Source organism: Alteromonas sp. 4NH20-0104, assembly GCF_057547795.1.
Genome location: NZ_BAAJLP010000038.1, coordinates 1 through 21,985, shown reverse-complemented (window position 1 = coordinate 21,985; position 21,985 = coordinate 1). Strand labels below are relative to the sequence as shown.

Below are 21,985 nucleotides of genomic sequence, written 5' to 3'. Positions count from 1 at the left end.
CGGATACAAAAAGCCCCGGCAAATGCCAGGGCTTTAAAGGTGGTTGCGGGAGCAGGATTTGAACCTACGACCTTCGGGTTATGAGCCCGACGAGCTACCAGACTGCTCCATCCCGCGTCCGAAACATTGCACGTTTTATCGTGATATTCTTTGCGACGCATTATTGCGTTTATTCTGGTATCAACTGTTCGTTTCAACAAACAGTGATTATGTGGTTGCGGGAGCAGGATTTGAACCTACGACCTTCGGGTTATGAGCCCGACGAGCTACCAGACTGCTCCATCCCGCGTCTGTACTGGGTTGAACCGGACTGCGTGTTGCCCTGTGCCGTTCAAGTGGTGCGTATTATACATAGGGTTTAGAGGTTAGCAAGGCCTGTTTGGCGAATTGTTTCAATTTTTTGACCAACCGGTTAAATACCCACCACAACGTTCACTTAGCATACTATTTAGTACGGTTTTATTTAAAATAGCGATTCATTTTTTGCGCCAGTTTAAAGTCCAGTTCGCTGAGACCGCCCACATCATGGGTGGTTAATCTGACTTCAACTTTATTATAAACATTAAACCACTCAGGGTGATGTTTGAGCTTCTCTGCCCAGATAGCCATTTGCGACATCCAGCCAAAAGCGCCGATAAATCCTTTAAAAGTAAACGTACAGGTAATCGCATCGCCGTCCCGTTGCCATAGGCAACCTTCTTCTGCAGTGGCATTTAATGCGGCCAGTTGTTCTGCGATTTGAGTTTCATTTAACTTGGCAGTCATAGGGTTTCCTTGTTTTCAATACACCTTCTTACCTTAACGAAAGTCACAAAGCGCTCAAAGGGCTATCACTTTTCTTTGTCTGAGAGGCTGTAAAGTAATCCATGCAGCAGAGTAATCCTTTCGTGTTATGCAGGAAAATTTTACTCACTGCTCTCTGCCACCCCCTAAAATAAACTCATATAACTATTACTTTCAGTGGGTTATACATGAAAAAGCGGCTGGTGCAATGCTTGCAACAGCCACTGCAGATCAAATTTTAGGTTACATTCAGGCGGTTTGCGGAGAATTATGAAAGCACTACATCTCGATACTTTTTGGCAACTGATTAATGAAAAGCTTGAGCGCTGGGTCGAAGCAAGTATTAAACACCTGCCTAATATTGCCGTGGCCATCTTTATTGCCATGGCCTTTGGCCTGCTGGCCAAAATAGTCGGAAACCTTGCTCACCGCGTTCTGTCACGCACTTTTGACTCCACGCAAATTGTCGGCTTGCTCACCTCCATCATTAAAGTGGCCATTGCAACCGCGGGCATTTTTATTGCGCTGGACTTTATTGGACTGCGGGGAACAGTCACCTCTTTACTGGCCGGTGCCGGTATTGTGGGCCTGGCCATTGGTTTTGCGTTCCAGGACATTACTGAAAACCTTATAGCCGGCATTGCAATGGGGGTGCGTAAACCCTTTCAGATTGGTGATGTTATCGAAGCCGAAGGGGTATTTGGCAACGTAGAGGCAATAAACCTTCGCAACACTCATGTAATGACATTCTTTGGCCAACGGGAAATCATTCCCAACAAGATTTTATTTCGCAATATTCTTACCAACTATAGCGTTAATGGCCATCGCCGGGTTGAAGTGCCGGTTGGGATTTCCTATGCGGACGATCCTCAGCAAGCCGCCGAAGTGTTAACCAAAGCCGTAAATGAATTTGACTTTGTGATCAGAAAAGAAGAAACCGGCGTGTGGGCTGAGTCCTTTGGCGACAGCAGCATTAATTTGCTGGTCTGGTTCTGGATCGAATACCCGGGCGAACCGGGTTTTCTGGCGGCAAGACATCAGGTAATCGTTGCCATTCAGAGAGCATTGAGCGATGCTGATATACTCATCCCCTTCCCTATTCGCACGCTGGATTTTGGTGCTAAAGGAGGCGAGAAACTCAACGCTATGCTTAACGATTCGGTTTTACCTCAAAGCCAAACAGATGACGGTGCTTCCCAGCCATCGGCTAGTGAAGACGATAATAGTCCTGGCGATGATAGTTAGAAACCAGTTTTAATTTTGTTTGGAGACATCCCATGAAGTTTCGTAATGTACGTCTTTTTTTATTCGGATTAATCGCTGTTGCCGGTATGACAACGGGTTGTGCAACGATGGAAGGACTCGGCAAAGATATCAAAAAAGCGGGTGAACAGATCGAAGAAGCCGCAGACAAAAACTAACAGAATAACCAACGTTCTCAGCAGTGTCCCAGCTGGTCTGACAATCAACCAATGTGATAGAAATGTTGATTTTCTATTAATAATGGTAATAATGAGTGCAGTTAACTGGTTGGGCCACTTCTTACATGAATTTAAACCGAATCGATTTAAACCTGTTTGCTGTATTTGATGCCATTTATACCGCAGGTAATCTTACCAAAGCCGCTGATATCCTTTGCATCACCCAACCGGCAGTGAGTAACTCGCTCGCCCGGCTTCGTGATCTGCTTAACGACCCTTTATTTGTCAGAACAGGCCATACCATGAGTCCGACACCGGTTGCCCAAAATCTTATCGGCCCGGCCAGACAAGCGCTTTCGTTACTGCGCACCAGTGTACTGCAAAGCCGGGAGTTTAACCCTGAAGTCGCAGAGAAGACCTTCCAGTTCGCTTGTCGGGATCTCATTGAAGCCAGTATTCTTCCCCGTTTGATTGCTAAAATTGAAGCGCAGGCACCCGCTATCACCATAACTAACTATGATATTGATAAAAAGCAGGTAGTAAATGCCCTGGCCAGCGGACAGCTTGATTTCTATGCCGACAGCGAAACGCTTACCGAGCAATACCTGGCCAGACACAAAATCGCCGAAGACCGGCTGGTAGTGGTTGGTCGCCCGGAACATCCGGCTTTTGCCGACCCCATGTCAATGGAGAACTTTCTGGCTTATGGCCATATAAAGGTGAGCCAACGACCCGACCAGGCCAGTGAGGTCGATGTTGAGTTATCAAAACTTGGCCACCAGCGCCGTATTGCCATGCAAAGCCATCATTTTCTAACCATTCCCAGTGTGCTGGTGAAGACAGATTTACTGGCATGCTTACCCTCCCATCTGGCCAAGCACTACAATTTAGCCGTCAGCGAGCTTCCTTTTACCTTGCAACCTCTCGATTATTACGTTTACTGGCATGTTAGTGCCAATGAAGATCCGGCCCATCGCTGGGTTCGCCAGCAACTTATCGATATCGCTCAGGCATTCCTGACACCACCGTTAAATCAGAACGCCGCCTGAACTGTGGCTTAGGTTACAGCCTCGCAGCCCATCAGGCGAGGCTATTTCTCACTGTATAATGACCTCTCAGACAGCCCAAAAGCCCTTTTATCAGCATTTCGGCTAAGCTGGCAAAAAACCATTTATCCCTTTCATTACATTAAGTTAAAAACCAACCAACACGACACTTCGCCGTTTTACGTATTAAGCTTCATAACAATGTATTATTCAAAGAATTTACCGCTGCGACTTACAAGGCTTTAATGAAATGGACAAAACAAACAACTGATTGACCACCTAACCTAATTTAAATTTTATCTTTCAAGGAGCTAACCATGTTGAAAATTGTTAAGACCTCTTTGTTTGCTTTAACTGCATCGCTGGCGTTTACGGGCACAGCGAGTGCTAATGTAGAAGAAGCACTGGCCAATATTTGCACTATTGTTAGTGCCGATGATAAAGGCGAATTACGCAAAAAAATGCGTGCGGTTCAATCCGACTATCGCTTAAAGCTACACGATTACTATTCAGGCATTTCCTGTAACGGTCAGAGTCTGATCCGCACAGCATTGCAGAACAATGCGGTAGAAGTCGGTACCCTGCTGGTGAAAAAAATGCCTAGCCGTGAATTAGGCGAGCCGGAAAATGACGGCAAAACACTGCAAGCCTGGATTAATGAGAATGGTCTTCAGGATCATGCCATTGCCAAGGAATTAATGGACCGTCTGTAAGACGGCCACAGACCCCTTTTCATGTTAACCATGTAAACCGTTCAACATGGTTGCAGGGAATGTAGCAGTCCCCTGCATTTAGAAGGCGCCTCACGGCGCCTTTTTCTTTTTTCACTTCAAGGCATTGATTTTGCGCTTCTTTCTAAACTCTAAAAAGAGTATTCAAACGCATACCAATGTATCACCTTAGCTGTATTAACCGCCTTATACTTTAGGTTTAATAGCATCATCGAAACGGAGCAAATAAAAATATTTGCCCTTAAGACTGCTAAAACTACCGAGGATTACCACCATGTTGAAATTTGCTAAAACTGCTGCTCTTGTATTAACGGCTTCTTTTGGAATTAACGCTACTGCGCACGCCAATGTTGAAGAAGCTCTGGCGAACATCTGCACTATCGTTAGTGCCGACGATAAAGGTGAACTGCGCAAGAAAATGCGTGCGGTTCAATCGGATTATCGTTTAAAACTGCATGATTATTATTCAGGTATTAGTTGCAACGGCCAAAGCCTTATCCGCACTGCGCTGCAAAATAATGCCGTGGAAGTGGGTACCCTGCTGGTGAAAAAAATGCCAAGCCGTGACCTGAGTGAGCCGGAAAAAGACGGTAAGACCCTGCAAGCCTGGATTAATGATAATGGCCTTCAGGATCATGCTATCGCCAAAGAAGTGATGGACCGTCTCTAAGACGTCAGACCCCTTTCATGATAACCATGTAACTTGTTCAACATGGTTGCAGGGAGCCTAGCAGTCCCCTGCATTGGAAAGGCGCCGAAAGGCGCCTTTTTCCTTTTCAGGCCACCCTAAAAATCTCTAATATATTGATTTTAAATACTTAAACAACCCATACGTAGAGTATTATTTTAAATACCAATGTATCAGACCTACTGTTTAAACGGGCATTAAATTTCGCTTTAATAGTGCCAACAAAACAAACAAACAAAAATAGTAATTAACTTTAAGACTGCTAAAACGTACGAGGATTACCCCATGTTGAAATTTGCTAAAACTGCTGCACTGGTATTAACCGCTTCTTTCGGAATTAACGCTACTGCTCACGCTAACGTAGAAGAAGCGCTGGCGAACATCTGCACTATCGTTAGTGCTGATGATAAAGGCGAACTGCGTAAAAAAATGCGTGACGTTCAATCTGACTACCGTTTAAAACTTCGCGATTACTATGCAGGTATCACCTGTAACGGCCAGAGCCTTATCCGCACCGCGTTACAAAATAACGCGACTGAAGTGGGCACCCTGCTGGTGAAAAAGATGCCAAGCCGTGATTTAAGCGAGCCAGAGCAAGACGGTAAAACACTGCAAGCCTGGATTAACGACAATGGCATGCAAGACAACGCCATTGCTAAAGAAGTCATCGCCCGTCTTTAAGACTAATAACGAATTCATGATAGCCATGTAAACATTTCAACATGGTAGCAGAGCTCCGGGCTCTGCGGTGGGGCGCCTAAGGGCGCCTTTCCTTTATCAGGAATAAATTTAAATTATTAAAAACATACGGTTACGCAAATAACGTATAATCTGAAATACCATTGTATGATTCCCAGTGTGTATTCAACTCTGCAACTAAGGTGTAATGCTGATGTTGCTGACTGAGATCAATAAAGCGAGCGTATTATGAAAGCAAAAATGATTATTCTGACCCTGTTATCCTGTACATCTGTTACAGGGACTGTAATGGCTAATGAGCTTAATACACCTGACGCCTCTTTCGTAAGCAATACCACCCCACAACTGGTAAAAAAATTACGGGCCGATACATCGCGTCTGCCAGTTGAGCAATTGCTCAAGCATAACAAACAAAGCACCAAACTTAACGGTACGCAGGCGCCTGCTGCAGCTTTATCGTTAAATGGCGCGCCACAAATGCCAGGGCAACAGGCAGGTCGCTAAACGTCAGTCCCTTTCAACTCTGTTCAAATTATTAGTTATCACAATTTGTTGCATTCATTGACTACCCCTCTGGCTTAATTGTCACTACACTATGCGGCAATTACTGCCGATAAAAAGTCAGAGCTTTCTATGCAACAACATAAATCCTCGTGTAATACGCGATCATTTGTGCCAGCGATGTCATTGCTGGCCACTGCAATACTCTCCTCCACCGCGTTAGCACAATCTTCTCCGGTGAACTCAGAAACCGGCCTGGAAACCATTGAAGTTACAGCGCAAAAGCGTTCTCAGAACCTGCAGGAAGTGCCGGTAGCGGTTACGGCTCTTAACGGAGAACTGTTAGCCGAAAAAGCCAGTTTCGATATTTTTGACATCGAACGCAGTGTCCCCACCCTGTCAGCTTTTCAAAGTCAGAGCGCCACTAACAGCGCCTTTGCGATACGCGGCATTGGCACCTCCTCACAAAATTTTGGTTTTGAATCATCCGTGGGTTTGTATGTTGATGGTGTTTATCGCGCCCGCCAGAACTCGGTAATTAACGATTTAGTGGATATCCAGTCGGTGGAAGTGCTGCGAGGTCCACAGGGCAGCTTGTTTGGTAAAAATACGCCTTCCGGTGCGGTAGTTATTAATACCGTGAATGCCGATTTTGATGGCCAGGGCTTTTTTCAGGTCACTGCCGGCAATTACAATACGCTGAATATAAGCGGCGGTAAGTCGGTCACCCTGATTGACGACGAACTGGCTATGCGGGCGAGCGGCTTTACCGCACGCCGTGATGGTTGGGTAACCGATCAGACTCACCCCGGCAAAGAGCTTAACAACCGCGACCGCTCAGGTTTTCGTTTGCAAGCCTTATATACCCCCACGGATGCCGTATCTGTGAGGGTAATCGCAGACTATGCCGAGCTCGACGAGCGCTGTTGTGCGGCGCTCACCTGGCAGGGTAACGTTCAGGCAAACGAGATAGCGGGTAAGTATGGTACCGATAGCCTTATTGCGTCGCCATTAATTGGCGGCCGTGTTTTTAACCAGGCGCAGTATTTCAACTTCACCACGGCGCTCAGCACCTCGCCGCGTTCCGCCATGCAAGACCGGGGATTGTCGGCAGAGATCGACTGGCAAATCAGCGACACCTTGTCGCTGGTGTCTGTCAGTTCACTGAGAAAATTTGATAGCTTTGACTATATCGACTCTGATTTCTCCGATGGCGAGCTATTATCCACCACCAATGACTCGGCCCAGCGCGCGGTGACTCAGGAGCTCAGGGTTCACTATACCTCGCCATCATTGTCTGCCATTGCCGGTGTCTTTTATTTCCATCAGCGCCTTGATCTCGATTTCAATAATATGATTGGCGGTGATTTTCCAGCCTTTTTTGCCACCAGCGCTGCCGAACTCCAACCTCTTATAGAAGGGATTAATACGCTCAGTACATTAAGCGGAGGCCTGATAGCGCCGGTAGCGCCCGCCACGCCGGGAGGCACCGATTTCCCGCACAGTGCCGATCAGACCCAGGACAGTTATGCAGTGTTTGCCCAGTCAGACTGGACGTTTCTGCCACAGTGGACCCTGACTACCGGGATCCGCTGGACCACCGAAGATAAAACGCTAAACGGGGAATTCAGCGAAATTGGGCCAGGTATAAATGGTTTACCTACTCAACCACAGGATATTCCTAACCCCTTTACCGCGGTACCGGCTTTAACGGATATCGCCACGGCGCTGGCCACTATGCAGATACCCACTGCGGACTCACTGGCAGCCATCGCACCGTTTCAGACTCCGGGCTGGGGTTTTTACTTTCTTAATACGGCTTCCATTCTGCCGCGGCCGTCCATGCAGGAATCCTTATCCGATGATAATGTTTCCGGCACGGTTAAAATTAGTTACCAGCCCAATGATGAACGCCTGATATATTTGTCCTGGGCGAATGGCTTTAAGTCTGGCGGCATCAATACCGATCGCATAGCGCCTGGCTTCGACCCGGTTTTCAAAGCGGAAACTTCCCGGGCCTGGGAGTTGGGTGTGAAGCAGGAATTCCCTGCATACGATTTACGCTTTAATCTGGCCCTGCATAAAACGGATATCGACGACTTTCAGGCATCCACCTTTACCGGGACGGGCTTTAATCTGCAAAATGCTGGCAGTATCGGTACCAAAGGCGTTGAATTCGATTTGGTCTGGTTACCGGTTGCCTCTACCCAGATCTCATTAAATTTCGCTCGCACACTGGCCACCTTTGACGAGTTTGACAATGGCACCTGTTGGGTTGCCTATACCTGGCACACCGGCATTGACGATCCGGGCCGGCAAAACCCTGAAGATCCCTATTGTTCACGGGCCGGTGACAGGGTCGGCTTTGAACCAGAAACCCGTTATACGCTGGGTCTTGAGCATTATATTGACGTCTTTAGCTTCCCCACCACGGTGCGCGTGGATTATCTGTACACCGGTGATCTCTTCATGGATGACACCAACGATCCCTATAAACACCTCGACAGCTTTGAACTGGTAAATGCCAGCTGGATGTGGGAAATGCCTGACTGGGACAGTCAGCTAATTCTGTGGAGTAAAAACCTGTTTGATACCGAGTATGTAGCGAAAAATGGCTTTGACGTGCCGGTTCAGGCGGGCAAGATTATGGCTTACCCTGGCATGCCACGCACCTGGGGCATTACCCTGAGAACCCAGTTTTAAAGACAGCCGTTGGTTACCCGGTGTTCCCTTTCACCGGGTAACTAATCCCTTCTTCGCCGCTTTTTATTGAACGAGATCAAATCGTCTTTGCTCAGAGTCTGTATGCTACGGCTTATCAGGAACTATCCGGTTCCCATAACGATAAACAGATGAATTCAGGCTATGCAAACTATCGATTTTTTTGACCCGGCGCTACTTAACAAATACAACATCAATGGCCCGAGGTATACCTCGTACCCTACTGCTCTGGAATTTAATAGCGATGTGAGTGATGCCACCCTGCTAACGGCGGCACAAACCAGTCCGGCGCAGAATTTATCACTCTATGTGCATATCCCGTTCTGCCATTCACTGTGTTATTACTGTGGCTGCAATAAAGTGGTTACCCGTCATGCTGAAAAAGCCGACCGCTACCTGGATTATCTCAGCAAGGAAATCACCCTTCGAGCAGCGGCATTTGGCCACTACAACGTGAGTCAGTTGCATCTGGGCGGAGGTTCACCCAGCTTTTTATCGCCAGACCAGCACCGACGCTTAATGGCGCTGTTAAGAGACGCTTTTACGTTTAGTGAAGAGGCTGAATGTAGTATCGAAATAGATCCCCGCACGGTGGATACCGATTACATCAGCGAACTGGCCGCCATTGGCTATCGTCGCATCAGTATTGGCGTGCAGGACACCGACTTTAATGTGCAACAGGCGATCAACCGGATCCAGAGTACCTCGCATATTGCCGGTTTAGTGGAACATGCCCGAGAGGTGGGCTTTGCATCGGTTAATCTGGATTTGATTTATGGTTTACCGCATCAAACCGAAGAAACCTTCAAAACGACCCTGGCAGCGGTAAAAGCGATGGATCCCGAGCGGGTCTCACTGTTTAGCTATGCACATTTACCCGAGCGATTCGCCGCACAGCGTAAAATAAAAGAGCAATGGTTGCCTTCAGCAGAGCTTAAACTGGCATTAATGAAACAAGCCATGTCCACGCTAAGTGAAGTAGGCTACGAGCTGATTGGCATGGATCACTTTGCCAAGGCAGACGATGAACTGGCCATTGCCCAGCGTAGCGGTACACTGCACCGCAATTTTCAGGGCTATACCACCCGTGGCGATCTGGATCTGCTGGGATTAGGTGTCTCATCCATATCGGCCGTTTATAACATGTATGGGCAAAACCCTAAGACGCTAAATGATTACTACGCTGCACTCGATGAACCGGCTAACTTAACCACGAAAGGCGTATTACTGAACCGCGACGATATGTTACGCCGTCAGGTTATTATGGAACTGATGTGCAACCTGAACCTGGCTATTCGCGATATTGAGTCCGAATGGGATATCGACTTCAATGCCTATTTTGCCGACGCTATTAGCGCTCTGGACCCCTTTATCGATGATGGCTTGGTGTCGATAACCGCACAGCATATCAAAGTAGCGCCAAAAGCCAGACTGTTGATCCGCATTATCAGTATGTCTTTTGACGCTTATCTGGCTAAACAGGTTCATCAGCGGCGCTATTCCCGGGTAATTTAATTCGGCCGGCCAGGTTTTAGATAGTTGCCGGCAGGGTTCGCCAACAGAGCAGCATGGCATTGCTCCATAAGCTGATCCAAATTGTCACCGGAACTACCATCACAGCTGGCAATCGACGATTTAAACCGGATATTCAACGGTAATTTAGTGCCACTGCTGTAGAGATAAGTGCCCATTGCATTATTGAGCTGGTCGGCAAATCCAAGGCCTTGCTTTTCGCTGACATTGGGTAAACTGATCGCAAACGTTGCACCACTGATACGGCAGCATTTAGTCAAAGGAATACTTAGCTGACCTTCAATGACCCGGGCAACAGCCTGAATCGCCAGATTGCCCTGATGGAAGCCCTGATGGATATTGATATCATTGATACCGGCAATTTTAATTAGCAGCATCGAAAAAGGCCGGTTATTCATCTGGCAGTAATGCAAATGATCGCCAACTTCTTTTAATAAATAGTGTTCTGTTTTCATACCGGTTAGCGGGTCGTCGTAGCCCGTATGAAACATTGAATCGGCTACAATTTTACTTTTCAGAAGGTTCTCTGCTCGCTGCTTGAGCGTATTACTGATGACGGGTTTCTTAACAAAGTCATTGCCTCCGGCAATCCAGCATGCCTCCTGGATATTGCGCTCCACAGAAGCGGTAATAAACAGGATAGGAATTTTGACAAAGTTGTTGTTAGCACGCACTTTTTCACAAAATTCCAGGCCAGACATCTCCGGCATCTGAATATCCAGCACGATAAGGTCAACCGGATGAACTGCCAAAAAATTAAACGCTTCCTGAGCGTTTCCTGCTGCTTCACAATGACAGATGTCACTTAATACCGCGATTAACATTAATCGGGTAATTTCATCGTCATCGACAACCAGAACCGTGCATTGGTCAATGTGTTTCACCGCGGTACCTCACAAACCACATTATTGTTAAGTTATATACACTCCTTTAACAAAGTGCTATACAACTTTAGTAGTCATTTTTTTGACACTTCGACGGTTAATTGACACACTATTACTGGCCTTCTTTAATGAATTGCTCCAGTAATGATATCAGATGCGGCATTTGATCGGATATCTCGTCAAAAAGGCCTTCTATCTCCCTCTTCGATGCCGTCTGGGCCAAAGACTCCAACGCTGCCAGTTTATCCTGCAGGCTGGCTGCGCCAATTTCTGCGGAGTTGCCCTTCAGGGCGTGCGCCGTAAACCGCACTTTTTCCCTGTCGTCCGCGGCTATAGCCTGTTCTATCGCCGCCAGTTTTACCTGACTCTCATTGAGGTACATGGCCAGTAGTTTTTTTAACAGGGCTTTATTATCAGCCAGTCTTACCAGCGTTTCTTCACATTGCCAGAGCGTTTGTTCAGGCCGTTTTGGGTCCTGGTTTGGCTGCTTACCTGTATCAGAGTGCTCCATACAACGTTTGACTTTCTGAATAAATTCACCCGCCTCAATTGGCTTGGTAAGGTATTCATTCATACCGGCGTCATAACATTTTTCACTTTCGCCCTTCAGCGCATTGGCGGTCATTGCAATAACAGGAATATTGCGGTGTACATCACCGGCAGCGCCTTGTCGAATTGCTCTGGTCGCATCGTAACCGTTGAGCTCAGGCATGTTACAGTCCATTAAAACCAGGTCTGTGTCAGGGTTGCTGAGCAGTTGTTCGATAGCCACTTGCCCGTTAACGGCAGTGAGTACTTTGGGTCCGTAGGGTTCGAGGATAAACTCAGCCACCTGACGGTTAATTTCATTGTCATCAACAATCAGGAAAGTGTTGCGACTAAAATCAATACGCTCCTGTGATGGGTTATCAGCGATATCCGAGCTACGCCGGTTATCAGCGGATAACACCGTTGACGGCGTTCTTTTTTCTCTGCTTTCGATCACGTTAGACAGGAAAACGGAACGGTAGAGCGGCTCTGTCAGCACCGTTGCCTGAGGTAATGCTTCATCGACAGATGCCGCCCCACTCGCTATCACGAACAATAATGGCAGGCGCTCTTTGTCTGCCACCCAGCGCAGCCAGTTTGCCGTAAACGTGGCATAGTCAGGATTCGATGGATCAATGAAGACACAAGCACAGGCTTGCACTTCAACAAGGGATACCGGCGCCTCAAGCGCCTCAGGTAAGGCGCCGTTACTAACCAATAATCGTCGCAGCACGGTTCCCAGCGTTTTATTATCAACCAGCATTCCGGCAACACAGCCTGCCAGTCTGGGCTGCGCCTGGGGCTCCCTGACCTGCCATAATTTAAGGGGCAGCCTGATGGTAAAAGTAGACCCTTCACCTTCCCGGGAACTCACTGTTATCGAACCTTGCAGCAAAGCCAGTATTTCCCGGCAAATGGACAGGCCTAATCCGGTTCCGCCATAGCTGGCAGCGATAGTTTCATCGGCCTGGCTGAACGCCGTAAACAGTTTTTCCTGCTGCCTGGGCGATATACCTTTACCGGTGTCGGTCACTTCAACCACCAGGCAGGCATCATCGCGTTCTACCTCACTCAGGCATCGTACTAATACATAGCCTTCGCTGGTAAACTTAATCGCATTATTCAACACGTTATTGATGACCTGTGAGAGTCGGTGTGGGTCACTGTGAACTAAACTGAAGTTCAGTTCGCTGGTATCAATGTAAAAGCCAATACCTTTTTGATTAGCCACTACCGACATGGTACTGGTGATCCCCTCAATCATGGCTTCAGGGTTAAAATTCCGAAAGTCCAGTTCCAGTTTTCCAGCTTCAATTTTAGACAGATCGAGAATATCGTTAATCAGTCGCTTCAGGGTGTCCACACTGTTTTCAGCCATAGACAGCAATTTAGACTGTTTCGCATTCAGCGATTCGCTTTTCAGCAAAGTGGTGGCGCCTACAATGCCGTTCAGCGGCGTTCGCATTTCGTGGCTGATTGTGGAGATAAAGTTTGTTTTTAGCTGGCTGAGCTGCAACGCTTCGTCACGGGTCTTTTTGAGTTCCTGGGTGCGCTCCTCCACCTGCTCTTCTAACTGACGGTTTGTTTCAGCGACGGTTAGCAGACTTTCTTTTTCCACGGTTATATCACGGATAACAATGGCGTAAGCGGCCCCAGCCTGGGGATTATCAAGAGTATTCACTTTACAGTAATACCACTTGCCGCTTGTCGTGCCGGTCGGCCGGTACCATTCAGCACCGTTGAGCCCTGTGCCAAGGTGCGCTTCAAACGACGCGGCAATCTCACGGCCACCCAGCCGGGTCAGTATGTCAGTCATTTTATGACCGCTTATGTCACTCTCCTGAAGTAAAAACATACGCTCAAATGCACGGTTATAGGTATTTACCCGCCAGTCACTTGCCACGGTAATGACGGCATCTTCTGCAACGTCTACCGCCGCTTTGGCTTCTTCTGCGACCACCAGGAGTTTTGCCAATCGTTTGTTGTTATTCCCCAGATACTCCAGCGCTAGCACCGCCAGGATCAGCACGGCGGCTAATCCCGCCAGAGACTCAATACGTCGGCCAATAAGCTGATCATGATAATAGTCATCATCAACCATGACATAAGCATGCAATACCCCGGCTTCACCAGGCGCGACAAAAATATCGACTGCTGAGCCCAATTCAGCGTCACCCGTATCGCGGTTGACGTATCGATGTAATCCTTTAATGTCTGAATCAACGGCTTGATATTCACTGGTAAAGGTGCGTTCAGGGGCCAGATCACGACTAAATCGTAGGGCTTGGTTGGGATGTTTAATAAAATAATATTTGTCGTCAGTGAGCACTATCGATAAATGCTGCCCTACCAGAACATCCAGTTCAGTGAGCACATGAGATACCGCAATATTGGCAACCAGCATGCCGATGAACTGGCCCTCCGACTCAATCTTCAGTGCCAGTCGCACCGTAGGCTGATGAGGGAAAGTGAGCCGGCCATTTTCACGGTTGAGGTCAATGTGCGATACATACAGTTGATCGTTAACCAGCGCTCTGGTTTGATTGAAGTAATATCGATCGCTTTTGGCTTGTAATTGGTGCTCTTCAACGGCAACTATTTTGCCGTTTTTGCGGTCCACACGAATGGTTTCGTTGCCTTGTGCATCCAGCAGCCTTAATTGAGAGTAGGCGCTGTTATTCTCCACAAAACTGCGAAATATATAAGTCAGGCGACTCAGCCATTGGGCAGTGGTGGTATTGTCCTGCGTGTCAATTCCGTTATTACTGAGGGCCCGGGTTAAGCCGCTAATTGGCGGTGTGGAGTACAAAAATAAAATGTCATCGCGATATGAGGCATATTCATTTTTTAACAACGCTTCAATTTCACTCAGGTTTATTTGCACATCTTCTAATACAGCCTGATTATAGGATGCCGTAATACGGTGATCGGCAATCATGGCAATAGCAACAACGATGAGCACGGCAATAAACGAATAAGCTCTGACTGATATTTTTTTCAAGCGTTGAAATCCTCAGGGGAAACCGCCCACTCTGATCACCAATGACGAGTTGTTTTGTGGGTTAAGTTAATCCTAGTGTAAATCATCGTATTTACTAACCCGGGATGAAAATAATTCAGGGGAAATGAGGTTATAGGCCGCCATCAATTGTAAATTTTATGTAATCATGTACACTTTTAATAGCTTATATGGAATCAGAGACCAAAGCGCCGCGTTACAGATGACCGACACAGGACGTTTTTAGGGGTGAAGTAACGCTTAGCAGTAACCTTGCCGCCAGACTAACCATAAATGAGCAAGATAGTAGCATAATGACCCAATCCACGGCCTACACCACGCTGGAATCAACGGTTTATGCCAGCAAAAGTATCGCTGACTGTAAGGTGCTGGTTGTCGATGACGAACAGTCCAGTTGCTTATTAATTGCCACCATTCTTAGCGATATCGTACATTGTGACACATTGCACGACCCAACCAACGTGGTGGTTTACTGTGAAAATCAGCCACCGGACCTAATTCTTCTCGACATTAATATGCCCGGCATCAATGGTATTGAATTGTGTCACCTACTCAAAAACAACCATAAAACCTCCGCTTGCCCAGTCTTGTTTATTACAGGGGATGGCAATGCAGATACCCAGAATCAATGCTGGCAGGCAGGCGCTTCCGATTACATCCGCAAACCCGTGGTGGCCTCAACTCTGGTGCATCGGGTAAAGAACCTTCTGCAAAGTAAACTGCGTCTGGATTTATTAACCGAGCTGACTTTCAAAGATCAGCTAACCCTGCTGTATAATCGCTACTACCTGTTTACCGAGATCCCAACGCTGCTTAAACGGCTGTCACGAGACGGCAAATCGCTGGGTGTCATCATGCTCGACATAGACTATTTCAAAGGTTTCAATGATCGCTATGGTCATGTTGCCGGTGATAAGTGTTTATTCGAGGTAGCACAAACCCTCAAAGAGCACCTGCCGCGACCCCAGGACAGTATCGTACGCTATGGCGGTGAAGAATTTACTGTCTTTTTACCTGACATCCCCCCTCAAAGCTGCGGGATGCTTGGTCAAAGCCTGGTGGAGGCTGTGCGGAAACTGGCCATTGTTAATGAAGCCAGTCCGTTGGGAGTGGTCACCATCAGCGCCGGTTACGTGGTAACCTCAATCAATAACGTGCAGACACTGGAGCATCTGTTAAATGAAGCGGATTTGTATTTGTATGAGGCCAAACTGGCGGGAAAAGCGCAGTTAAAAGGCGCGACTACTGACCAGGGAGAAGTGGCGTCGTGATCGGGTGCACGCCTTTCACACCAGGGTTTGCTGACCACTGAAATAAGCCCATACACGGCGTCCGACCGACAACAACTCACACTGCTGATTGTAGTTATCAACCAAAGCCGACAATCGCTGGCCACCGCAATCAATTATCACCACATTTTGTGTGGCCGAGTAAGCCCGAAGCGCCATAACCCTCCCCTTCAGACAGTTAGTTTGCAGCGCGTCGCCCTGTTTAGTTGCCAGAGTGATCGCTTCAGCGGGCAACAATAGCCTTATCGGGCTGCCGGACTGAGCGTCGCTTTCATCACTTACCCGAACATCCGTCTGGTCGATGAGCAAACGACTGACGCCACCTTTGTTTTCCCGCACAACTCCATGCAGCACGCTGATCAATGGCAAGACGGTCGTGCTCAAGTCTGAATGTTCGGGATTTAACAACTCGCTAAGTGCACCGCAGGCAACCGTGCCTCCGTTTTCAATCACCGCAAGATGATCGCAGCAAAGAATGATCTCATTAATATCATGGCTGACCATGAGCACCCTGGTGTGCTGACCAAGGAACACCCTGAGCTTCTTCAAAATACGAAAACGCAGAGCGCGATCCATGGCGCCAAAGCTTTCATCCAGCAATAACAATCGGGGATTGGCCAGTAACGCTCTGGCCAGCTTTACCCGTTGCAGCTCACCGCCCGACAACTCGGTGGTGTGGCGCAGTAACAGGGCCTCACACTCACAAAGCGCCACAATGGCAGCTATGTTGGTGAGCTGCTGGTTATAGCGGGCTACCAGTTCAAGGTTGTCGGCCACGTTAAGTGCCGGAAACAACGGCGTTTGTGCACTGACCAGAACGGTGTTTCTGGCACTGCTCAAGTCGATATCCTGCCACTGTCCCTGCACTTTAGCTGACGTGTCGAAGCCTGCTAAAGCCTGCAATAACGTCGACTTACCCGCGCCTGAGTGGCCTACAAGACCAAACCAGGCGCACTCAGCAGTGGCGGATAACACCACATCAAGATAAAACTCGCCGGCCTGCCCCCTTACATGACATTCCATTTGAGCCTCCGACGTCCCTGCAGCCAGTAAAGTGCCATCAGCAAGCACAAAGAAAAAATTAACAAGGTTGCGGCCAGCTGATGAGCGGTGCCATAATTTAGCGATTCTACCTGGTCGAACAATGCGATGGAAACAACCCGGGTTTGGCCTGGAATATTGCCGCCAATCATCAGCACCACACCAAACTCGCCCACCGTATGGGCGAAACTTAATCCTGCAGCGATCAGCAAACCAGGCTTAATGGCCGGCAACCAGACCTTTGCTAAACGCGCAGACCAGGGCAAGTTGAGCATTTTTGCGGTGTGTAAATAATGGGGATGAAATTGGCAGAAACTGGCATATAACGGCTGCACTGCAAACGGAAAGGAATAAATAACTGAGCCCAGCACCAGGGCTTCAAAGGTAAAAGCAAGCCGCTCCCCTGTCATCGTTAGCCATAGCTCGCCAACCATGCTATCGGGCGCAAAAGCCAGCAACAAATAAAATCCCAGCACCGTGGGGGGCAGCACCAAAGGTAATGCTACACAAGCCTGAACCACAGCTTTGAAACGACTGTTCCAACGGCTTAACCACCAGCTTACCGGTATGGCGACCAGCATCAGCAGTAACGTCGATAACCCTGCTAATTTCAGAGTCAGCCAAATTGCCGGGAACTCCACGTTTAATCACTACCTTCTGACAGATGCTGATCCAGCGGCGCATATCCGGCCGCAGACAACTTTAACTGCACAGGCTGGCTACGCAGGAAATCCACCAGCTGGCTGGCGGCGACTGCCGCATCGCCGGTGCCGGTAACGGCCACTTGTTGAATAATCGGCGCGTAGTCTTCGGGTACCCTTTTACAGGCCAGCTCGTAAGTGACACATTGAGAAGCCGCTATCAACGCCACATCCACATTACCGGTTTGCCAAAACTGCAATGTCTGCTGAATATTGGTGCCCCGAATCAGTCCTGCGGCCAGCGTTTCCCATAGCCCCGCTTGCTTGAGCAACTGTCTGGCAGCGCGACCATAAGGCGCTGTTTCTGGTTCAGCGATGGCGACCCGTACGCCGGCCGCGGTTAACCTGGGATCTGAAATACCCTCGACATCCCCCACCAGCGCCAGATGGCCAATAGCATAGGTCTGCACCGCAGACACATTCACCCTGCCTGAGGCAATTAAAGCCTGGGGACGTTTACTGTCGGCCGATAGAAATGCATCGTAGGGAGCACCGTGTTGGATCTGCGCAAATAATGCTCCACTGGAACCAACGCTTAAGCGCACATTTATCCCCGTTGCGGCCTCAAATTCGGGTAGCAGCTTTTGCAGTGGCGCTGCAAAGTTTGCCGCCACCGCTACATTGATGGAAGAGGCGGCCAATACGCTGGCAGGCGCACCAATAATCCCCAGTAGCACCACCAGGTGCAGAAATATTCGGTTCATGGCTGACTAGTTGTCCTTATCGTCGGTCAGCCAGCGCATGGCGGCATCACTGTCTGTTCCCTTGGCTGCCACCCAGGTTGGCGAACCGTCCGCCCATTCCTTTTTCCAAATAGGCACCGATTGCTTGAGCATATCCATCATATACGAGGCCCCATTAAAGGCGTCCTGTCGATGTGCTGCGCAGGTGCCTACCCAGACAATCTGCGCCTGGTTTTCCAGGCGGCCCACGCGATGAACAATCCCGGCATTGGCGAGATTAAAGCGCGTGGTCGCCTCATCCAGCAGACGTTGCAGCGCAGCCTCTGTCATGCCCGGATAATATTCCAGTTCGATACCATCGATTGCGCCGTTGGCGTTATAGTCTCTCACCCGTCCGGTAAAGGTCACCACAGCGCCCGACTGACTGGCCTTATCGTGTTGGCACAGCTCATCAAAAAGTGCCTGTTGACTGAAGTCCGCTTCGCTGACCCGCGCAAACATCCTAACCTCCAGTGACCGGTGGAAAGAAGGCCACCTCATCCTGCTCCGACACGGTCGTAGCGCCGTCACACAGTGTTTGATTACAGGCACATAACACATTCACCGACAGGGCTTCCTGCCACGACGGGCCTCTGGCCATTAATGCCTGACGCACGCCCTCAACGGTGGCATTTTCCGGCACTGCCATTTCCACCGACGCCGTCCCGGTTAACTCTCGGATCTGAGCAAAAAACTTAACCTTCATCACGACTCCACTGACCGCTCTTGCCGCCCTGCTTATGCAACACGCGCACATTGGTCATAATCATAGCCGGATCCACCGCCTTGCACATATCAAACAAGGTCAACAGCGCCACATTAACGCCGGTCAGCGCTTCCATTTCCACACCGGTCTGACCGTTCAGTTTGCAACGGCAACGGGTAATAATCCGGTTATTCTGCTCGTCCAGAGTGAACTCAATATCAACCTTACTCAGGGCTAAAGGGTGACACAAAGGGATCAGGCTGGCGCATTGTTTTGCCCCCTGAATGCCAGCAATTCTGGCCACTGCCAACACGTCGCCTTTGGCGGCGCTGTTATTTTTCACCTGCGCCAACGCCTCGGCACTTAAATGCAACTCGCCTTCGGCAATAGCTTCACGGGTCGTCACCGCTTTACCGCTGACATCCACCATGTTGGCTTCACCTTGCTGATTCACATGAGACAATTGCATAACTAATGTCCGCCTTTTAAATGTCCAACAAAGTTGCACGGCTTAAAGCTGGCGTCTAACTGCGAACGAATAATCCCCTGCCAGGCCGTTTTACAGGCACCGGTAGACCCTGGCAGGCAAAAAATCACAGTACGGTTGGCAAAGCCGGCCAGTGCCCGCGACTGAATGGTAGAAGTGCCAATTTCCTGATAACTCAAATAGCGAAACAACTCACCGAAGCCGTCGACGGTTTTATCAAACAACACGCTAAGCGCTTCAGGGGTTGAATCACGGCCGGTAAAGCCGGTACCGCCGGTCACCAGTATGGCTTCCACGCCAGGGTTGGCTATCCAGGCCGACACAATGGCCCGCTGTTGATAGATATCATCGATAACCAGCGCGCGTTCGGCCACTGAATGGCCGGCCTCAGTAACGGCCTCAACCAGATACTGCCCCGATGTATCGGTCTCCAGCGTACGGGTATCGGATACGGTTAAAATTGCAATTGCCAGTGATTCAGAAGCGGTAGTCATGATGGTCCTTAAAAATCTGCTGCGACAGGACTGTCGAATTGGTACATTATGCGTTGAAATATAACAGGATAAAAGTCTAACCATGGCAGAGACACTCAGCTACGCCCAGGCGGTCACTTATAATCGCCATATTGTGCTGCCCCAGATTGACCTTCAGGGCCAGGAAGCGCTGCTAAATGCCCGGGTGCTGATCATCGGCAGCGGCGGGCTCGGCTGCCCGGCAGCACAGTTATTATGCAGCAGTGGCGTTGGCCTGCTGACCCTGGTCGATGATGACAAAGTAGCCGTATCGAACCTTCCCAGGCAGCTCCTTTTTAGCCGGGCTCAGGTCGGTCAGTTTAAAGTTTACGCCGCCCGGGACAGACTGCACGAGTTGAACCCGGACTGTCAGATTAACGCTATTAATACGCGTCTTGATGATGACGCTCTGATACAGCAGATCCGTGAGCACGATTTAGTGCTGGACTGCACCGACAACCCGGCCAGTCGCAAACAAATTAACGCCTTGTGCTATCAGCAGCAACGACCGTTAATAAGTGGCGCGGCTATTCGCTTTGAGGGTCAGTTATTAATGGTTGATCCAGTTAATCGGAGTCCTTGTTATCAGTGTATCAGCCGTCTTTTCACCGAACAGGCGCTGTCCTGTGTGGAAGCCGGTATTTTTGCTCCGGTCGTTGCCGCCATCGGTACCCAGCAGGCCCACGTAGGCTTATTGTGGCTGATGGGCAAAAAGGTGCTGCCCGCCGGGCAGTTACTGACCTACGACGGCCTTACCCTTACCTGGCAACAATTTAATGTACCTGCCGACCCGCAGTGTGCAGTTTGCCAGCCTGAAACAAAATAAAAAGTAACCCATCGCTATGCTCAATCAGGTAAATAAGAAACATATCCGAGTTGCCCAAAATGCCTCAGGCCGGAGCATGAATGTTCCCGTGTATCATATCAAGGGCCAGCGGCCTGGACCTAAGGTGTATATTCAAAGCTCAATTCACGGTGCCGAGGTTCAGGGCAATGTGGTGATCTACCACCTTATCCAATGGCTGCAGGCCATGCCCCTATGTGGCGAAATTGTGCTGGTACCAAACTGCAATCCCGTTGGCACGAATATAAAAGCCGGTGAATACACCCTTGGCCGGTTTGATCCGGTTAACGGGACTAACTGGAACCGGGGCTATTACTATGATGCCGGGCAGGTAGATGCCTTCATCAATACCGTCACGGCAGAAGAGTCGGTCGCCTCCATCAAACAGCGGTTTCGCGAACATTTAAGCACTGCCATTGCCGGTAAACTGGCTAGTCCGTGGGGACTGGGTCTGGCTCAACAGCTCAATCTGAGGCTCCAACAACTGGCTCTGGATGCCGACTTTGTGCTGGATTTACACAACGGGCCGGTATCAACCCGCCACATCTATATTCCCGACTATGCCCGTGAGAGCGCTAAAGCATTTAACTTTCCGCACTGTATTTTCATTCCTAATGTCTTTGCCGGTGCACTGGATGAAGCCACGTTTTGCCCCTGGTGGACTCTCACCGATCGCCTCAATGAACGGGATAACCGCGATATCGATTTTGGCATTGAGGCGTTTACGCTGGAAATGGGCAGTCAGGAAGTGATTGATTTTGCCGAAGGTGAAATCGATGCCCGCAGCATTATCAGTTATCTGACCGTGAAAGGCTTATTACCCGAAAGTCAGGTGAGTCCGGCAGTAATGGACCGTATTGGCGTTATGCTGAGCGATTACAAAACCTTATTTACCGGCTGGGGCGGCATGGTGGAATATTGCGCTCAGCCTGGCCAGCACGTTAAACAGGGCGAGTTACTGGCTCGCGTACTGAACATCGACGAGCTCGACAATGACAACGGAAGCCACGACATTCTGGCGCCCTGCAATCTGATCCCTATGCTGCATTTTCCTTCGGCATCAGTGCTCAGTGGTACCCAGCTGTACAAATGCTTCACCGAGTACTTTTACCTCACCCAACAGCAGGAT

The 21,985-nt window shown here is 49.1% G+C and carries 22 protein-coding genes and 2 tRNA genes; 12 read left to right on the top strand and 12 right to left on the bottom strand.

What is annotated here, in order from left to right; translation table 11 throughout:
- Positions 1 to 40: 40 nt before the first annotated feature.
- The 3 genes from AC27IB_RS20955 to AC27IB_RS20945 form a co-directional block, all read right to left on the bottom strand.
- Positions 41 to 117, bottom strand: a tRNA-Met gene (locus tag AC27IB_RS20955).
- Positions 118 to 212: 95 nt separating this feature from the next.
- Positions 213 to 289 (bottom strand) — tRNA-Met (locus AC27IB_RS20950).
- A 170-nt stretch (positions 290 to 459) separates the two neighbouring features.
- The gene (locus AC27IB_RS20945; RefSeq protein WP_487123381.1) at positions 460 to 765 is read right to left on the bottom strand and encodes a 4a-hydroxytetrahydrobiopterin dehydratase; all 306 of its coding nucleotides are present in this window, start codon (positions 763 to 765) and stop codon (positions 460 to 462) included.
- Positions 766 to 1,053: 288 nt separating this feature from the next.
- Here AC27IB_RS20945 and AC27IB_RS20940 point away from each other — a divergent pair, with 288 nt between their 5' ends.
- The 9 genes from AC27IB_RS20940 to hemN all read left to right on the top strand — a co-directional run bounded on the left by AC27IB_RS20940 (position 1,054) and on the right by hemN (position 10,105).
- Positions 1,054 to 2,028 (top strand): mechanosensitive ion channel family protein, encoded by a 975-nt coding sequence (locus tag AC27IB_RS20940; protein WP_487123379.1) that lies wholly within the window; start codon positions 1,054 to 1,056, stop codon positions 2,026 to 2,028.
- Positions 2,029 to 2,060: 32 nt separating this feature from the next.
- Positions 2,061 to 2,204: an entericidin A/B family lipoprotein gene (locus tag AC27IB_RS20935; protein ID WP_487123377.1), complete on the top strand. Its 144-nt coding sequence runs from the start codon at positions 2,061 to 2,063 to the stop codon at positions 2,202 to 2,204.
- A 125-nt stretch (positions 2,205 to 2,329) separates the two neighbouring features.
- Positions 2,330 to 3,253 carry a LysR family transcriptional regulator gene (locus AC27IB_RS20930; protein ID WP_296046712.1) on the top strand — a complete coding sequence of 308 codons (924 nt, stop codon included), beginning with the start codon at positions 2,330 to 2,332 and terminating at the stop codon, positions 3,251 to 3,253.
- A 314-nt stretch (positions 3,254 to 3,567) separates the two neighbouring features.
- Positions 3,568 to 3,963, top strand: coding sequence for a DUF3718 domain-containing protein (locus AC27IB_RS20925; RefSeq protein WP_296046710.1), 396 nt, complete (start codon positions 3,568 to 3,570; stop codon positions 3,961 to 3,963).
- A gap of 292 nt (positions 3,964 to 4,255) precedes the next feature.
- Positions 4,256 to 4,651, top strand: coding sequence for a DUF3718 domain-containing protein (locus AC27IB_RS20920; protein WP_279319324.1), 396 nt, complete (start codon positions 4,256 to 4,258; stop codon positions 4,649 to 4,651).
- 303 nt (positions 4,652 to 4,954) lie between these two features.
- Entirely contained in the window at positions 4,955 to 5,350 is a 396-nt protein-coding gene (locus AC27IB_RS20915) for a DUF3718 domain-containing protein (RefSeq protein ID WP_296046707.1), read from the top strand.
- A gap of 246 nt (positions 5,351 to 5,596) precedes the next feature.
- Positions 5,597 to 5,872 carry a hypothetical protein gene (locus AC27IB_RS20910; protein ID WP_487123374.1) on the top strand — a complete coding sequence of 92 codons (276 nt, stop codon included), beginning with the start codon at positions 5,597 to 5,599 and terminating at the stop codon, positions 5,870 to 5,872.
- A 129-nt stretch (positions 5,873 to 6,001) separates the two neighbouring features.
- Positions 6,002 to 8,572, top strand: a complete 2,571-nt coding sequence (locus AC27IB_RS20905; RefSeq protein ID WP_487123372.1) for a TonB-dependent receptor — start codon at positions 6,002 to 6,004, stop codon at positions 8,570 to 8,572.
- Between the two features lie 162 nt (positions 8,573 to 8,734).
- Positions 8,735 to 10,105, top strand: a complete 1,371-nt coding sequence (gene hemN / locus AC27IB_RS20900; RefSeq protein ID WP_296046702.1) for an oxygen-independent coproporphyrinogen III oxidase — start codon at positions 8,735 to 8,737, stop codon at positions 10,103 to 10,105.
- Here hemN and AC27IB_RS20895 read toward each other — a convergent pair.
- Positions 10,102 to 11,007, bottom strand: a complete 906-nt coding sequence (locus tag AC27IB_RS20895; protein WP_487123369.1) for a response regulator — start codon at positions 11,005 to 11,007, stop codon at positions 10,102 to 10,104. The genes hemN and AC27IB_RS20895 overlap by 4 nt on opposite strands.
- A 112-nt stretch (positions 11,008 to 11,119) precedes the next feature.
- A complete protein-coding gene (locus AC27IB_RS20890) occupies positions 11,120 to 14,536 on the bottom strand; it encodes an ATP-binding protein (RefSeq protein ID WP_487123367.1) in 3,417 nt (1,138 codons plus the stop codon).
- Between the two features lie 311 nt (positions 14,537 to 14,847).
- On the opposite strand from AC27IB_RS20890, the gene AC27IB_RS20885 reads away from it, so the two are divergent.
- A complete protein-coding gene (locus AC27IB_RS20885; protein ID WP_487123365.1) occupies positions 14,848 to 15,825 on the top strand; it encodes a diguanylate cyclase in 978 nt (325 codons plus the stop codon).
- A gap of 15 nt (positions 15,826 to 15,840) precedes the next feature.
- Here the strand turns inward: AC27IB_RS20885 and AC27IB_RS20880 are convergent, their stop codons facing one another.
- From AC27IB_RS20880 to moaB, 7 genes are read right to left on the bottom strand one after another with little or no spacing between them, the layout of a single operon-like run.
- Complete coding sequence (locus AC27IB_RS20880; protein WP_487123363.1) at positions 15,841 to 16,866, bottom strand: ATP-binding cassette domain-containing protein; 1,026 nt, start codon at positions 16,864 to 16,866, stop codon at positions 15,841 to 15,843.
- Complete coding sequence (gene modB, locus AC27IB_RS20875) at positions 16,851 to 17,525, bottom strand: molybdate ABC transporter permease subunit (protein WP_487123361.1); 675 nt, start codon at positions 17,523 to 17,525, stop codon at positions 16,851 to 16,853. The genes AC27IB_RS20880 and modB overlap by 16 nt, the downstream gene beginning before the upstream one ends.
- A gap of 2 nt (positions 17,526 to 17,527) precedes the next feature.
- Positions 17,528 to 18,289 carry a molybdate ABC transporter substrate-binding protein gene (modA, locus tag AC27IB_RS20870; RefSeq protein WP_487123359.1) on the bottom strand — a complete coding sequence of 254 codons (762 nt, stop codon included), beginning with the start codon at positions 18,287 to 18,289 and terminating at the stop codon, positions 17,528 to 17,530.
- 6 nt (positions 18,290 to 18,295) lie between these two features.
- Positions 18,296 to 18,769 carry a molybdenum cofactor biosynthesis protein MoaE gene (locus AC27IB_RS20865; RefSeq protein WP_487123357.1) on the bottom strand — a complete coding sequence of 158 codons (474 nt, stop codon included), beginning with the start codon at positions 18,767 to 18,769 and terminating at the stop codon, positions 18,296 to 18,298.
- A 1-nt stretch (position 18,770) separates the two neighbouring features.
- Positions 18,771 to 19,013, bottom strand: coding sequence for a molybdopterin converting factor subunit 1 (gene moaD, locus AC27IB_RS20860; protein WP_296046685.1), 243 nt, complete (start codon positions 19,011 to 19,013; stop codon positions 18,771 to 18,773).
- Positions 19,003 to 19,482, bottom strand: a complete 480-nt coding sequence (gene moaC / locus AC27IB_RS20855; RefSeq protein ID WP_123323204.1) for a cyclic pyranopterin monophosphate synthase MoaC — start codon at positions 19,480 to 19,482, stop codon at positions 19,003 to 19,005. The genes moaD and moaC overlap by 11 nt, the downstream gene beginning before the upstream one ends.
- 2 nt (positions 19,483 to 19,484) lie before the next feature.
- Complete coding sequence (moaB, locus tag AC27IB_RS20850) at positions 19,485 to 19,994, bottom strand: molybdenum cofactor biosynthesis protein B (protein ID WP_296046680.1); 510 nt, start codon at positions 19,992 to 19,994, stop codon at positions 19,485 to 19,487.
- Between the two features lie 82 nt (positions 19,995 to 20,076).
- On the opposite strand from moaB, the gene moeB reads away from it, so the two are divergent.
- Positions 20,077 to 20,838 (top strand): molybdopterin-synthase adenylyltransferase MoeB, encoded by a 762-nt coding sequence (gene moeB / locus AC27IB_RS20845; protein ID WP_487123354.1) that lies wholly within the window; start codon positions 20,077 to 20,079, stop codon positions 20,836 to 20,838.
- A gap of 16 nt (positions 20,839 to 20,854) precedes the next feature.
- On the top strand, positions 20,855 to 21,985 hold a 1,131-nt coding region (locus AC27IB_RS20840; protein WP_487123352.1), incomplete at its 3' end, for a M14 family metallopeptidase.